Source organism: Nostoc sp. 'Peltigera membranacea cyanobiont' 213 (genome assembly GCF_002245975.1).
Classification (GTDB): Bacteria; Cyanobacteriota; Cyanobacteriia; order Cyanobacteriales; family Nostocaceae; genus Nostoc.
The window spans coordinates 1-14,876 of the sequence record NZ_NOLI01000101.1 but is presented as its reverse complement, the minus strand read 5'-3'; the positions used below and the strand labels follow the sequence as shown (position 1 = coordinate 14,876).

The 14,876-nt window shown below is 42.5% G+C and carries 9 protein-coding genes; 4 read left to right on the top strand and 5 right to left on the bottom strand.

From position 1 onward, the window contains the following. Positions 1 to 207: 207 nt before the first annotated feature. From CDG77_RS23525 to CDG77_RS23515, 3 genes are all read left to right on the top strand, one after another. Positions 208 to 1,125 carry a DUF928 domain-containing protein gene (locus CDG77_RS23525; protein ID WP_094331781.1) on the top strand — a complete coding sequence of 306 codons (918 nt, stop codon included), beginning with the start codon at positions 208 to 210 and terminating at the stop codon, positions 1,123 to 1,125. Between the two features lie 121 nt (positions 1,126 to 1,246). Further along, positions 1,247 to 4,057 carry a CHASE2 domain-containing protein gene (locus CDG77_RS23520; RefSeq protein ID WP_094331780.1) on the top strand — a complete coding sequence of 937 codons (2,811 nt, stop codon included), beginning with the start codon at positions 1,247 to 1,249 and terminating at the stop codon, positions 4,055 to 4,057. Further along, positions 4,054 to 5,358 carry a hybrid sensor histidine kinase/response regulator gene (locus tag CDG77_RS23515; RefSeq protein WP_094331779.1) on the top strand — a complete coding sequence of 435 codons (1,305 nt, stop codon included), beginning with the start codon at positions 4,054 to 4,056 and terminating at the stop codon, positions 5,356 to 5,358. The genes CDG77_RS23520 and CDG77_RS23515 overlap by 4 nt, the downstream gene beginning before the upstream one ends. Here the strand turns inward: CDG77_RS23515 and CDG77_RS23510 are convergent. The 5 genes from CDG77_RS23510 to CDG77_RS23495 all read right to left on the bottom strand — a co-directional run bounded on the left by CDG77_RS23510 (position 5,347) and on the right by CDG77_RS23495 (position 14,230). Next, positions 5,347 to 10,905: a trifunctional serine/threonine-protein kinase/ATP-binding protein/sensor histidine kinase gene (locus CDG77_RS23510; RefSeq protein ID WP_094331778.1), complete on the bottom strand. Its 5,559-nt coding sequence runs from the start codon at positions 10,903 to 10,905 to the stop codon at positions 5,347 to 5,349. The two genes, CDG77_RS23515 and CDG77_RS23510, sit on opposite strands and share 12 nt — an antisense overlap. A 215-nt stretch (positions 10,906 to 11,120) precedes the next feature. After that, a complete protein-coding gene (locus CDG77_RS37850; RefSeq protein WP_219851994.1) occupies positions 11,121 to 11,432 on the bottom strand; it encodes a formylglycine-generating enzyme family protein in 312 nt (103 codons plus the stop codon). A 27-nt stretch (positions 11,433 to 11,459) separates the two neighbouring features. Beyond that, positions 11,460 to 11,930, bottom strand: coding sequence for a hypothetical protein (locus CDG77_RS37845; protein WP_223269936.1), 471 nt, complete (start codon positions 11,928 to 11,930; stop codon positions 11,460 to 11,462). 200 nt (positions 11,931 to 12,130) lie between these two features. Beyond that, on the bottom strand, positions 12,131 to 12,703 hold the full coding sequence (locus CDG77_RS23500; RefSeq protein ID WP_094331777.1) for a single-stranded DNA-binding protein: 573 nt from the start codon (positions 12,701 to 12,703) through the stop codon (positions 12,131 to 12,133). A gap of 270 nt (positions 12,704 to 12,973) precedes the next feature. Further along, positions 12,974 to 14,230, bottom strand: a complete 1,257-nt coding sequence (locus CDG77_RS23495) for an FAD-dependent oxidoreductase (protein ID WP_094331776.1) — start codon at positions 14,228 to 14,230, stop codon at positions 12,974 to 12,976. A 218-nt stretch (positions 14,231 to 14,448) separates the two neighbouring features. Between CDG77_RS23495 and CDG77_RS23490 the strand changes: the two genes are divergently transcribed. Next, positions 14,449 to 14,876, top strand: a 428-nt coding sequence (locus CDG77_RS23490) for an ATP-binding cassette domain-containing protein (protein WP_143857080.1), incomplete at its 3' end; no start/stop codon positions are given.

Genomic DNA, 14,876 nt, shown 5'->3' with positions numbered 1-14,876 from the left:
CTTACTTAATCTTGTTGACTAGGTAATTATATTGACTCAGGCTATATTAGTTAGGACGAAATTTTACGTTATATCGGTTAAATTTGGTTTATATTGCTAGTAGTTATTTAAGCCTTTGGCTGTTAGATGAACTAATTTTCCAAGCTTATTCTCACAATCAGAATAAATCTACCTAGTATTACCTTTTCTTTAAGGAAGTTCAACATTATGAAGCCTCGATATTTAGCTAGTACATTGAGCATCATCGCTCTGTTTGCTAGTAGTACATGGAACAGTGCCAATGCTGTTACATTTACCCCACCAATTAACAATGGCGCTCCTAGCCAAGCAACCGGCGGAGCTTCCCGTGGTAATTTCTTTATCCCTACTTCTGGTAAAGGCGCTCCTAGTCAAGCAACGGGAGGAGCTTCCCGTGGTAGTTTGTTTACACCTAGTGCTGGTAAAGGCGCTCCTAGACAAGCAACGGGAGGAGCTTCCCGTGGTAGTTTGTTTACACCTAGTGCTGGTAAAGGCGCTCCTAGTCAAGCAAGTGGGGGAGCTTCTCGCGTTGGTACTTACTACTTAAATACTTCAACTGAATCGGCAGGCCCGGCAGCTTTAATCGCCCTTCTACCGCAAAGCTTCTATGGCACAACAGTGTCTGAACGTCCCACAATTCTGGTATATCTCCCTGTTTCTAATGCAGAAGAAGCTGTGTTCAGCCTCAAGGATGAAACTGGCAATACGCAGTATCAAATGACCATTCCTATTGCTCTGAAAACTGGAGCGATCGCTATCAAATTACCAGCCGATGCACCCGCTTTAGTAGTTGGGAAAAACTACCATTGGTTCCTAGCTGTTAAAGTTGATGGACAACTCAGCCCAAGTACCCCTTATGTCGATGGTTGGATTCAACGTATCCAACCTAATGCTGAACTGGCAACAGCGATGCAGCAGCAAGATGCTTTGAAGCGAGCGACAGCTTTTGGTAAAAATGGCGTTTGGTATGATTGCGTGGAAACACTTGCAGCCCTACATAGCGCTCAACCTACTAACGTAACTCTTACCAAGCAATGGGAAGAACTCCTCTCTTCAGTTAACTTAAAAGAGATTGTCACAGTTCCGTTATTAGGATCTACTAACTAACAGTAATTTGGGTATTGGGCATTGGTTATTTTCCCCCATTCCCAATACCTTTCGGTTAAGGCATCTCTGCTGCCTTGTCTGCCTTCAAAGTATTGCCCCCATTCCCCATCGCCCATTCCCCATGTGGCGCAGATTCCAGACTTTCATCCAACGCACTCGTAGCGTTTTAATTATTACTCCCACAGTTGCTTTGACTGTCATTGTCGGGCAATCGTTGGGATTTTTCAATTTACTTGAATGGAAAATTCGTGACGAATGGGTTCGTCAGCGATCGCCAGGAACCATCGCTGATGAAATTGTGATTGTCACAATCGATGAGCGCGATATCCAATCGGTGCGGAAATGGCCAATTCCCGATTGGGCATTAGCAAAATTACTAGAAAAGATTCGGGCGCAGCAACCTAGAGCCATCGGATTGGATCTCTACCGAGATTTACCAGAGGGAAGCGGATATGAAGAACTGGTCAAAATCTTCCGCAGCACTCCCAATTTGATCGGCGTTGAGAAAATCACCGGAGAGCGTGTCAATCCGCCACCAGAATTGAAGAAACTCGATCGAGTCGGATTAGCAGATTTGGTATTGGATGGCGATCGCTTTGTGCGTCGCGCTTTGCTGACGGCAGTTGATACCAAAGAGAAAAACACGCTCAAAGCTGGATTGGCAACCCAGGTGGCGCTCAAGTACCTGGAAGCCGACAAGATTACTTTAGAAAGTATTGACCCCAAGCAGCAAAAGTTTCAGTTGGGTAAAGCAATTTACCTACCATTAGACAATCAAGAAGCAGGCTACTCCGATACTGATTTAGGCGGCTATCAAATTTTGCTGAATTGGCATGGAACAGATGCGGCATTTCGGACAGTTGCCATGCGCGATGTCTTAGCAGGGCGAATTCCAGCCAACTTAATGCGCGATCGCATGGTGTTTATTGGATCGACCGCCGCTAGTACCAATGACTTCTTCAATACACCCTTTAGTTCTTCCTGGATCTCTACTCAAAAACCTACACCTGGGGTTGTTGTCCACGCCAATATTGCCCATCAACTGGTACAAGAGGCAAAAATTGCCAAGACAACCTTGCACGGCGTTTCTAGTCAAGCTGTGTCGTTCTGGATTATTTTATGGTCTGCGATCGGTTCTTGTGGTAGTTGGTTCTTATCCAGTCGCAGGCTGCGGATTCCTGGTGGAAAAATTCTCTGGGCAACTGTAAGTATCAGTACCGTGTTTGTCGGGGGCAGCTATGGGATGTTTTTAGATGGCATTCTGATTCCAGTCACACCCACCTTAGCTGCATTTATCAGCAGCGTGATTGCAACCACAAATGCCTATAAACAGAGGCGGTTAGAAGAAGCGAATCAGCAACTAGAAATTGCCAACACTCAACTATTAGATTATTCCAAAACTCTGGAGTTCAAAGTTGAAGAGCGAACTCATGAACTGTTAGAAGCAAAGCAAGCTGCTGATGCTGCTAACGAAGCAAAGAGCGAGTTTCTGGCAAATATGAGCCATGAACTACGCACACCGCTTAATGGCATCCTTGGTTTTGCTCAGGTGCTAGAAGTATCGCCAAACATGACAGAGAAAAATCTGGAAGGAGTCAGCATTATCTACCAATGTGGAACACACCTGCTGATGCTAATCAATGATATTCTTGACCTTTCAAAAATTGAAGCTCGGAAATTAGAATTGCTTGCGACTACTGTCAATTTGTCCACTTTCTTGCATAGTGTCACCGAAATTTGCAGTATCCGAGCAAAACAAAAAGGGATTGGATTTAATATTTTAATCAGCGATCGCTTACCAGTTGCCATTGAAGTCGATGAAAAACGGCTACGGCAAGTTTTGATCAACTTATTAGGCAACGCCATTAAATTCACAGACAACGGTAGTGTCACCTTTAAAGTAGATGTCATTAGTCAAGAATTTAAACAAATGACAAATGACAATAGACAAATGACATACCAGAAAATTCGCTTCCAGATTGAAGACACGGGTATTGGAATGTCACCAAACCAACTAGAGAAAATCTTTTTGGCTTTTGAGCAAGTAGGTGAAGCAGGGCGGAAATCTGAAGGTACTGGCTTGGGATTAGCAATCAGTCAAAGAATTGCAACATTGATGGGCAGCCAAATTGAAGTGCAGAGTCATCTGGGTGAAGGTAGTCTTTTTTGGCTGGATTTGATTGTAACAGTACCAGTTTCTCATGACTGGCAGATAGAAACGATATCTACCCCAGGCATAGATGCAGCCCCAACCCATCAAAAAATCATCGGTATTCGGGGTAGTGCGCCTCAAATTCTCATTGTTGATGATGATACTAACCATTGTTCTATGTTGGCCAATTTGCTTGAAAGAATTGGCTGTCGAACCCTGAAAGCAAGCGATGGCAAACAGGGACTACAGATGGTAACTGAACATCACCCAGATGTGATTCTACTGGATTTAGCCATGCCTAATATGGATGGCTTTGAGTTAATGGTTCACTTACAAGAAAATCCACAAACCCGTACTATTCCAATTATTGTCTCTAGTGCCAGTGTATTTGAGGAAAATCGACAACGAAGTTTTGAAGCCGGGGCTACAGCTTTTTTGCCGAAACCCCTGCAAGTTGATGAGCTATTTAATGCACTGCTATCGCTGCTAAAAGTGGAGTGGATTTATGCTCAATCCACACCTCAAAAATCACTTTCCCAACCCGAACAGAAAGCCGATGCCGAATTGATTCTGCCATCCCAGGATGTTTTACAACAACTTTATCATCTAGCAATGATGGGAGATATTCCGGCGATCGAGGGAATAATAAAAGAGTTAATTAAGCAAGATAGTCAGCTAACTCCCTTTGTAACTGAGTTAAGCCAATTTACTGTCAACTTCCAAACCGGAAAAATCCGTAAGTTCCTTAAAAATTTTGTAACAACTGAGTCACATCAATGATGTTTGAACCTCTCTTGAAGCCAATGTATATTCTTTTGGTAGATGATAATCCCAACAATCTCAAAGTGCTATCAGAAGCGATTCAGGGATGTGGCTGGAAAACACTTATGGCAACTGATGGAGAGTCGGCTATTGAACAAACAGAATATGCCGTTCCCGATCTCATTCTTTTGGATGTGATGATGCCAGGAATTGATGGATTTGAAACTTGTCGCAGACTAAAAGCCAATTCCATCACACAGAATATTCCGGTTATTTTTATGACTGCTTTGACCGATGCCACAGACAAAGTGAAAGGACTAGAAATTGGTGCAGTTGACTATATTACCAAACCCTTTCAGCAAGAAGAAGTTATTGCTCGATTAAAGTTACATCTAAAAATCTCCCATCTTACCCGTACCTTAGAACAAAGAGTGCAAGAACGCACCATAGAATTAAGCCAATCTCTACAAAAGTTACAACACACCCAATTACAACTAATCCAGAGTGAGAAAATGTCCGCTCTTGGACAACTTATTGCAGGCATCGGTCATGAAATTAATAACCCGATTGGTTTTATTAGTGGAAATTGCTCTCATCTTGAAGAATATATGAAGAGTCTCCTGCGTTTGGTGAATCTCCAACAGCAAAAAATATCACATCAAGACCCAGAAATTGAACAACTAGTTAAAGAAATTGACTTAGAGTATCTAGGTGAAGATTTACCAAAAATTATTGGCTCAATGCATCAGGGAATTAGTCTTCTGAAAGACATTAGCCTCTCTTTGAGAACCTTTGCTCGATCTGATATTTCATCTCTGGTGGAGTTTCAGATTCATCAAGGAATTGATACTACCTTAATGCTCTTAAAGCATCGATTAAAAGGTCAAGGAAATCGCTCTAAAATCGAGACGATCAAACAATATGGTGAGTTACCTCCAATCACTTGCTATCCTGGACAACTTAACCAGGTATTTATGAATATTATCGCCAATGCAATTGATGCATTTGATGACCTTCATCAAAACCACTCAGTTCAAGAAATTTCTGCTGCTGTCCCTCACACGATCGCGATCGCTACATCAGTCGATCGTCAGCAAGAAACTGTTACGATTTGCATTGAAGATAACGCTTTTGGGATGCCTCCTGAAGTGCAAGCTAGAATTTTTGACCCATCTTTTACAACTAAGGCTGTGGGTAAGGGAACTGGGCTAGGATTAGCTATCAGCCACCAAATTATTACCGATAAACATAATGGACAAATTAACTGCTCATCAACTTCTGGAAAGGGAACGAAGTTTATTATTACTTTAGCAATTTAAGGGGATAGAGAGAGAAAATTCTGCTCCATTTCCTGACTCTGATATAATACTTAATTTTCCTCCATGTTTTTCTATAATAGAGTGGCTAATTGATAATCCTAAGCCTGTTCCTGTACCAATAGGTTTTGTTGTGAAAAATGGGTCAAAGAGTCGCTGTTTTACCTCCTCAGATATGCCGAGGCCATTATCTGCAATTTGAATAGTTATTGTGTTAGCATCAGCCATTTTGGTACGAATTTTGATGGTGGGGATTTTGGTTTGTCTATGTTCAGTTGTGAATGATAAATCCAATGCATCAATAGCATTGCTCAGAATATTCATAAATACTTGATTGAGCTGACTGGCGTAGCAAGTGACCTCTGGTAACTGTGCATATTCCTTAATTACATTGATTGCAGGGCGGTGGTTTTTATTTTCTAGACGGTGGTGTAAAATTAACAAAGTGCTGTCGATGCCTTCATGAAGATTGACACTTTTCATTTCAGCCTCATCCAGTCGCGAGAAATTGCGGAGAGAAAGGACAATTTGACGGATGCGATCTGTCCCTACTTTCATTGATTGCAGCAATTTTTGTAAGTCGGATTTAAGAAAGTTTAAATCTATTGCTTCCAGTTCTTCTTGAATCTCAACAAATGGTTGAGGATAGTAGTGCTGATACCGCTCAATCAGGTGCAGCAAATCTTGACAATATTCATTAGTATAGGTGAGGTTGCCATAGATAAAGTTAATCGGGTTGTTAATTTCGTGGGCAACACCTGCAACCATTTGTCCCAATGAAGACATTTTTTCAGTTTGAATCAGTTGGCTTTGTGTATGTTGCAGTTGTTCTAAAGTTTCCGAGAGATGCTGATTTTTATCATTCAACTCCAGAGTTCTCTGCTCTACCTTTTGCTCCAAGGTATGGTTGTAGTCCTCTAGTTGGGCTTTTGCTACGGCTAGATTGTTATACAACATAGCATTTTGCAGCGAGATGGCAGCTTGTGCTGTGAGCAACCGCAAAACCTCAAGACGGTTTTGGGTAAAGGCTCCAGTCGTCAAACTGTTTTCTAGGTAAAGGATGCCGACGATCTGGCCGCGATTGTGAATAGGCGTACATAGCAAGCTTTTGGGTTGCCATTGAATGATGTAGGGATCGTTGGCGAAGGTGGTTTCTCTGCGGGCATCATCTAGCACTAAGGTATCGGAGGTACGCGAGACATAGTTCACAACCGTTTTGGGAATATTCTGACTGTCTGAAAGAGGAAGGGGATGCAGGTTTATTATCCCCAGGTTTTCACCCGTAGGCGTAGCCCGTGGTAGAAGAAATTGCTCCTCTTCGCCGATCGCTTGGCTGGTTTTTTGAGCTGCAATTACCCAATTATCCTCTTGAAGCAGCAGGAGGATTGATTTGTCAGCCCCGGCATTTTCGATTACAACCTGCATCAGGGTTGTCAACAGCTTTTCTAACTCAATTTCTCCAGCCAGTGCATGAGAGGCTTTCATTACCGTTGCTAAATCTAACGCTTCAGTCCCACTAGAACTACTCTGGCTGAATCCGATGGTAGTGGTGAGGGTTGAAGAACCAGTTTCATCTTGCTCAAAAACCTTAAGCAATAATTGAGAATATTGCTTTTCTAACTGGTTAACTTTAGCGATCGCTCCCCAACTAAGGTAAGTGTAATAGGCATTTTCTAAGTAAATTTGAGCGATCGCTTCTTTGTTCCATTCTAAATAAAATCGGGCTGCCAGTTCATTGGCCAGGGCTTCTTCCTGAACGTATCTATTGATTTTTGCCCCAGCGATGGCGCGATCGTAAAGATCCACTGCCTGCGCCATAAGTCCCAACACTCGGCATTCTTCGGCTTTCACCAGTTCAAATTTGTGCAAATAATTCATCGGTGCGTGGTGCGCCCATATCTGCATTTTTCCTTGGTTTTCTGTCACCCGTTCCAATAATGTTTTTTGGCGAGAGGCCGTAGCTATTGAATACTCTGCTAAAGCCGTCAGGGAATCATAAAAATAAAATATCGGCACAGTGGCATAGCCCGTGCCCGCAACGAGATATTCTCTAGCTTGAGCAGCTATTTCCACTGCTTGAGAGAGATTTTCAAACAGATAACAGAGAATCAATTTGTGGAGAAAAAAATAGTGAAGTCCAGTCAATTCATTGGCTTGAACCAGTTGAGTCACAAATTCTGTTTCGTTCAGTGCCTCACCTGTCATAATACAGGGATTCTCAGCAAGCCCTTGCAAATTCAAAACTGTTTGCCAAAAGATGCGGCAGTAGTTGAGGGTTGTGACTTGCTTAAAATTTTCCAAAACACGAGTGTAAGCCTGAATCTCTTGCTCTAACGAGTTCAACTCTCGACCCAAGAAATAGGAATACTGGCAGATGTCTTTGGTGTTGAAGCCTACGTAGTATATATTTCCAGTTTCCAAGGCAATCTTGTAACCCTCCTGCATCAGCTGCAAAGATTTTTTCAAAGGAGACTTCAAATAAGTAATGAAAGCACCTACAACATAAAATACCGTGGGTTTGATGTCGCTAATATTAAATTTTTCAGTTAGTGCCAAGGCAAGGTTGCCAACTCGATCGGCTGTTTCAATATCCTGAAGAATTCCGCTCAACAAAATTCCATAACAGGCATAACAAAAGGCAGAAAATGGAGCATTGCCGGACTCAATAGATGCTTGGACTTGAGATAAGATGAGTAGTGGAAACAAATTTGGCTCGGCAATGTAAACGGCTGGAGCAACATTTGCCACAATTCGGGTAACTGCTAGCTTATCTGCGGCTACCATCAGAGGTAAGTCAACCAATTCTGCAATATCACGACCGTTAATCAGGGTAGCAGTTTCTTGGAGGGCTTGCTGAATATCTTGCAGGGTGGGTGTTTCTAGGAAAATCACACCGAACTGACTCATTCCCTGACGAGCGATCGCGATCGCTCCCAACACATCATTTTTAGCTGTATACGCCTGGATTTTGGTTTCGTAAATGCTGACTCGATCTAGGGGAGTTTTGGTTTCCTGGATCGCTGTTTGAGCCAATTGTTCCATCTGTTCATACTCGCCACTGAGATAAGCAGCATCGGCGGCTAATTCGTGCAGTGTCAGAGCCAATTCATACTGACTTTGCCAACAGTCGCATCTCAATAAACGAATCCCCGCAGTTAAATACTCAATTGCTACTTGGTAAGCTGTGGAAGACTTGGCTTTCTTTCCTGCTAGCAGATTGAGTTGTGCGAGTCGATCGCGATCGCTTTGAGATGCGAGCAATTCTATGCCAATATTCAACTGGTTGACAATTTCAAAAATCAGCAATTCTTGCTCAGTTTCTGGGGTATTGCTCAACAGCAATTGACCAATCTTGAGGTGCGTTGCTGATTTCCGATCCGCCGGAATTAGTGAATGAGCAGCTTGTTGAACGCGATCGTGAAGAAATTTGTAGGTAATATTTATCGATCCGTTGTCATTTGTCAAATCATCCATGACAACAGACTCATCCTGAAAGAATGTATAACCTTCGCCATTGGGCAAAATTAATCCATCTTTGAGGGCTGGCCACAAATCTGCTGCGGTTTGGGCTGGAGATTTTTCATAGACAACCGCTAGAGTTTCTAAATCAAACTGATTGCCGACACAAGCAGCCAGTTTGAGAACATCCAGAGTCTGCTGTGGTAATTTTTGGAGTTGCAGCGCCACAAACTCCACAATATCTTCTGTAAAAGATAGCGCCCGGATTTGAGCAAGATTGCACTGCCAATCACCTGTTCTGCTGGCAAAGGTAATCAGCCCATCTTCATGCAGCGATTTGAGAAACTGGTTAGTGAAAAATGGATTACCTTTGGTCTTTTGATAGACCAGATTAGCGATCGCAGTTGCTTGTTCTGTTGAATATTTGAGGGTATCTGCAATCAGTTGATTCAGGTCGGTTTGGGTGAGGGCAGCAAGGACAATACTACTAACTTTAATCCCTTCTTGACGCATTTCCTCAATGGTCAACATCAAGGGATGTGCAGAAGAAACCTCATTATCTCGATATGCTCCAATCACTAGCAAATAAGATTTGCTGGCTTCACTCATCAGCAGGTGCATCAGTTTTAAGGAAGCCGAGTCTGCCCATTGTAAATCATCAAGGAAAATAACGAGGGGATGCTCTTGGGTTGTGAAAACTTGAATGAATTTCTGAAACAGCAAATTGAAGCGGCTTTGAACAGCAGTACCTGATAATTCTGGGACGGAGGGCTGTTTCCCAATGATTCGTTCGAGTTCTGGAATCACCTCAATAATCACTTGACCACTTTCACCCAATGTAGATAAAATTTGAGTCTTCCACTGGTCAATTTGAGCATCACTCTCTGTCAGCAGTTGTGTCATTAAGTCCCGAAAGGCTTGCACCAAAGCAAAAAAGGGAATATTACGATTAAATTGATCGAATTTGCCCTTGATAAAGTATCCACGCTGACGGGTGATTGGTTTGTGAACTTCGTTGACAATTGCCGTTTTCCCAATGCCAGAGGAACCTGCTACAAGGATCATTTCAGAATTTCCCTGGCGCACCCGCTCAAAGGTTGCTAGCATCATTAAGACTTCTAGTTCCCGGCCGTAGAGTTTTTCGGGAATCGTAAAGCGATCGCAAACGTCCCTGTACCCTAGCTGAAATGGGATAATATTCCCACTTTCTTGCAATTGCTCTAAACACATTTGCAGATCGTGCTTTAGCCCTAATGCACTCTGATAGCGGTCTTCAGCATTTTTCGCCATCAGTTTCATGACGATATCACAAAGAATTTGGGGAATATCTTCTCTATCCCTTAAAAGTGGTGGTTGTTTCGCTATATGACAATGCACCAATTCCATAAAATCATCGGATTGAAATGGCAATTGCCCTGTTAAGAGTTCATAGAAAGTGACTCCGAGAGAATAGAAGTCCGTGCGGTAATCAATCCCCCGGTTCATTCGCCCAGTTTGTTCGGGGGAGAGATAGGCCAGGGTTCCTTCTAAAACAGTCGGGCTGGTTGAAAGTTGATTAACTCTTGGTAGCAGGGAAGCAATGCTAAAGTCAATGAGTTTAATCTGCTTTGTGATAGGGTTTATCAGGATATTGGCGGGTTTGATATCCTTGTGGATGATTTCGTGATGGTAGAGATCGGCGAGAATATCAGCAAGTGCGATCGCAATCTGGAGAAACTCGCTCAAAAAGTGAGGACAGGGGTGTGAGAGGTTTTTCTGACTTCCTAAATTTCTGAATCCCTGTCTCCAAGAGGCAGAATACTCCTTCAAAGAAATTCCACCAAAGTCTTCTAAAATCAGGGCGGGTCGATTTTGATAACTCTCCAGACTATAGATCCGAACAACCCCAAGAACATTTAAGATTTTCGCAATTGTATACTGATTCCTGAATTGAGCCAACTCAATCAGACTGGGATAAGAACTTTTAAGAAGTTTGATGACAACAGGAGTTTGATCCGCCTCTCGCCAACCTCGGTAAACCAGGGTGCGAGTGCTGGTGTAAATTCTTTCACCAATCCCATAGCCGGGAACATCGACTCGATTTTCTACCATAAAACTTACTACTGGATAACCTAAGTTAAGTTTTCCCTAATTAACTCGAAGGATCGCAATTCATGATGTGATTTTCTTCAGATAAAAAATTGAGAAACCCGGTTTAGCTAAACAATACCTCCGCCAAAAAAGACGATGAAGAGAGAGGGCACTCTGTAGTAGAGTTTTAATACCATTTCTTTGTGAAGCTGCGCCAAATTTCCTTTGCTTCTTATTTATTTCTTTCTTTGTGCCCTTTGCATCCTTTGCGGTTCGTTCCTCATATAGTTCGGCGCACCTTCATACAGAACTGGTATAACTCTTTCTACAGGTAAGTTATCTCCTTTAAAACAAGATGGTTCTAGTTTTAGACAGCGCTTAATTTTTGGAAGCTTTGCAATAACTTTCCACTGGGCTTGAGTAATAGGATATTTCCCCATGTAAAAGGGATTTAAAGTTACTATGTGCTGGGGACGTTCATCTTCAAGTGATTCAGATTCATCTTGATGTGCGCCCATTTTAAATTTACCACCAGCAATAGAAACCATTTCCAATCTAATGCCATCTGCTAAATTTTATATAAAATACTCAGCTTGTTTAAGACAACGCTTAATTTCTATTCCTTGAGTATCTATAGTTACGGCTTCAAACTCGAACTTTGTGATAGCTGGTAGGATTGAAGGAGTAGTTTGTTGCTTTTCTAAATTGCTTTTTGGTACTAAATTTTCACTTGGAGTTTGAGATAAAAAATTAGATTGAAAATAATTTGCTTGAAGCAGTTTTCCTGGATTAATACTATGAATTAGCTCTGTTAATACTTCTTGAATAACAGCTTTAATGGTTTGAGAGTCTGTATTATAGTAAGTGCGATCGCCAATATGAATATCCTTGCCATCAGCAATATTTATAATGTTATTGCCCACTTGTAGGACTTTCTGATTATTGCTATTTTTCAGCAATTCTTCTAATAGTAAAATATCTTTATCATCTTGAATCCCATCCCGGATACGGTCAAATATGCCAACTAATTCGTCAGATGTAGTCATTTCCTATAAAGTGAAACGCTGTCCAAAAAGAATATATCGTTCTTTATTCTTGACTTGCCACTGGAGTCAGTGATGTTTTACCACAAGATGCAAAATATCAACGCAGACAAAAAAATAGCACATCCTAAAGGATGGCTATTTGTAAAATTGTCTAATCGTAATGTTAGTTAGCAAACTGAATACACGCTCAACTACCAACTTTAGAAGGGAATATCATCTGGATCTGGTTCTTGCTCTTTCACTGTTGGATAAGTAGTTCGCTCATAATTTGTCGGTTGAGGTACGGGTTCGTAATTTGTCGTTTGGGGAGCAACACCAACAGGATTTGCAGCCGGGGTAGGCGCTGGACGTGGTGACTCGTAAGTGTTAACTTCTTTTTGTGGAGGACGAGATGCTGAAGATGCTTGTCGGGGAGTAGTTTCAGCAAATGATTGATTTACGGTTGCAGAAGGTAATGGATCTGTATTAAAACTACCTCCAACAGGTTGAATCTGTTGCACCGTCAATTCAGCACGTTTTTCTTTAAAACCTTCCATCGGAACAGTATTCATACCTAAACGCCCTACCAGGATGACGCGATCGCCTTGGTGGTAGTTTTGCTGAATTTCTGTCGCTAAATTCCCCCACCCGACAACTTTCAGGGTAGCTGGCGGATCTTCTGGTTTCAAGGAATTGGGAAACTGCACCAGCATTTCCGTAACTCCCAAGTTATCGGCTGTATAGCGGAGTTGCGGCTCGTTAATAATTTCCGCCATCAAAACGCAGCTGTTCATTAAAATTACTCCTGACTGCAAAAAGTACTGATTGAAAAAGAGGGATTTTTCGATGTAGTGCCAATTAATATCTAGATATGTTTAATTGTTCGCATTTTTTAATAATGCCTGAGTTTTTAGTTATTTCTAGCATAAAAGCCAAGCGATCGCTTTGAACAGCATTAAATATACCGTCCGCTACTTTCGCCTGACTAAATTGAGCATTCAATTCTGCATGAGTAGTATGATTGTACCACCCATTCCAGAAATATCAAAAATTCTTGGCAAAAATTAAGTCTTGACATGAGAGGGAAAAACACCGAAGGCGATCAACCTAGCTGGTAAGTCGCGCAAAATGGGGAAGCGCAAAAATGCAGGTGGTACAAAGGTGCTATTTGAGGTGAGAACCGGGGCAAATACCCGTTTTTGGATAAAAGTTTGAAACGCCTGAATGATGCGTGTGGGCAACTCGCGCTGACGTTGTACTTTTGCTAGGTCGCTAAGTTGTACTTTTCGGTTCTTAAGCGGTTTGCTGAGTACATTCGCCGCAACTACAGCATCTTGAATCGCGTAATTAATGCCAACACCACCCACAGGGGACATTATATGAGCCGCATCACCGATGAGTAATAGTCCTGGACGATACCAGCGTTTGACGCGGCTAGATTCGACCGAGAGAAAAGCTATTTGTGACCAATCATGTAAATTTTCGATGCGTTGCTGGAATTCTGGTACTACTTCCACAACAGATTTTTTTAATTCCTCCAAACCCGCAGCCCGCAGTTGTTGATAGCCTCCCTTGGGGATGACATCGGCAACTTGCCACTCATCGCCACGGTCAAGCATAGCGATGATTTTACCTTGACCAAAGCGCCCCATTCCCCCTTCTGCGTCTTCTGGCTGACGCGGTAGGCGAAACCAAAGGATATCCATTGGCGGCGAGGTTTCGATGGATTCAAACTCACCCAGGTGGCGCAAACGTGAGTGGCGACCGTCTGCACCCACCGTCAGCATTGCCCGAACTTCATGCCAACCACCACCTCCCCGATAGCGGACACCTTGAATTTCGCCATTTTCGGCAATTAATTCCTGCACATTCGCACCCATTACCAGATGGAAGCTAGGATATTTTTGGGCTTCTTGGGTGATGAACTCCAGAAATTTCACCTGGGGAAGCATTGTAATGTAGGGATAGCGGGTTTTTAGGTGACTAAAATCTGCCAATGTGACAGTATCTTCAGGAGTTTGAAACCTAATTTGGCGCATTTTTGCATGGGGGAGTTCTAGCAAAGCTTTACTAAGTCCCAATTCTTCCATAATTTCCATCACCGATGGATGAATCGTATCACCGCGAAAGTCGCGATCGAAGTCTTTGTGTGTTTCCAGCAGCATCACCGAAATGCCTTGACGCGCTAATAACAGCGCCAAAACTGCTCCGGCTGGTCCTCCACCCACAATGCAGCAATCTGTGGTTTGTACGTCTACAATGTCATGGATAGGATTAACGCTTGGATCTTGGGAAAGATTTTTAGGTATATCGGTAGTCATCACAACACCTCTTGATAATTCGTAATTCGTAATTCGTAATTCGTAATTATTTGTTGGCAGTCCTAAAATTTAGGGTAGTTTGCTTTTTATACTGCAAGCTGTTTTTTTAACTTTTCGTATTTAGATAGAACCTGTATTATGATGAGCGCTAAACTATCATTTGTCACTTGTCCCTTTTTCAATCCAATTCCCAATTCCCAATTCCCAAATAATTAATTGTGTCCCAAGTTATTTTAGAAAACGTTTATAAAAGTTTTTCCGCGCGGAAAGGGGAGGGTGTAAGTTCACAAACCCAATCTTCCCTCATGTCTGAGGATAAAACTGATGTAGCGCCAGAACGTGCGGGAAGTGTTAATGTCTTGCGACGGATTAACCTGACGATCGCAGATGGCGAATTTATGGTGCTGGTAGGCCCTTCTGGTTGTGGTAAAAGCACTCTGCTGAGATTAATCGCTGGTTTAGAAACAATGACTGGCGGTAATATCTGGGTAGGCGATCGCTTGATCAATGACCTACCACCCAAGGAACGCGACATCGCAATGGTGTTTCAAAATTACGCCCTCTATCCTCACATGACGGTGTATGACAACATCGCCTTTGGGCTACGGCGTAGGGGAAGCAGGGGAGCAGGGGAAGCAGGGGAAGC

What these genes read in the sequence shown, in the direction of transcription:
- CDG77_RS23525 (WP_094331781.1), top strand. Translation starts at nt 208, where the DNA reads ATGAAGCCTCGATATTTAGCTAGTACATTGAGCATCATCGCTCTGTTT.
- CDG77_RS23520 (WP_094331780.1), top strand. Translation starts at nt 1,247, where the DNA reads ATGTGGCGCAGATTCCAGACTTTCATCCAACGCACTCGTAGCGTTTTA.
- CDG77_RS23515 (WP_094331779.1), top strand. Translation starts at nt 4,054, where the DNA reads ATGATGTTTGAACCTCTCTTGAAGCCAATGTATATTCTTTTGGTAGAT.
- CDG77_RS23510 (WP_094331778.1), bottom strand. Translation starts at nt 10,905, where the DNA reads ATGGTAGAAAATCGAGTCGATGTTCCCGGCTATGGGATTGGTGAAAGA.
- CDG77_RS37850 (WP_219851994.1), bottom strand. Translation starts at nt 11,432, where the DNA reads ATGGTTTCTATTGCTGGTGGTAAATTTAAAATGGGCGCACATCAAGAT.
- CDG77_RS37845 (WP_223269936.1), bottom strand. Translation starts at nt 11,930, where the DNA reads ATGACTACATCTGACGAATTAGTTGGCATATTTGACCGTATCCGGGAT.
- CDG77_RS23500 (WP_094331777.1), bottom strand. Translation starts at nt 12,703, where the DNA reads ATGAACAGCTGCGTTTTGATGGCGGAAATTATTAACGAGCCGCAACTC.
- CDG77_RS23495 (WP_094331776.1), bottom strand. Translation starts at nt 14,230, where the DNA reads ATGACTACCGATATACCTAAAAATCTTTCCCAAGATCCAAGCGTTAAT.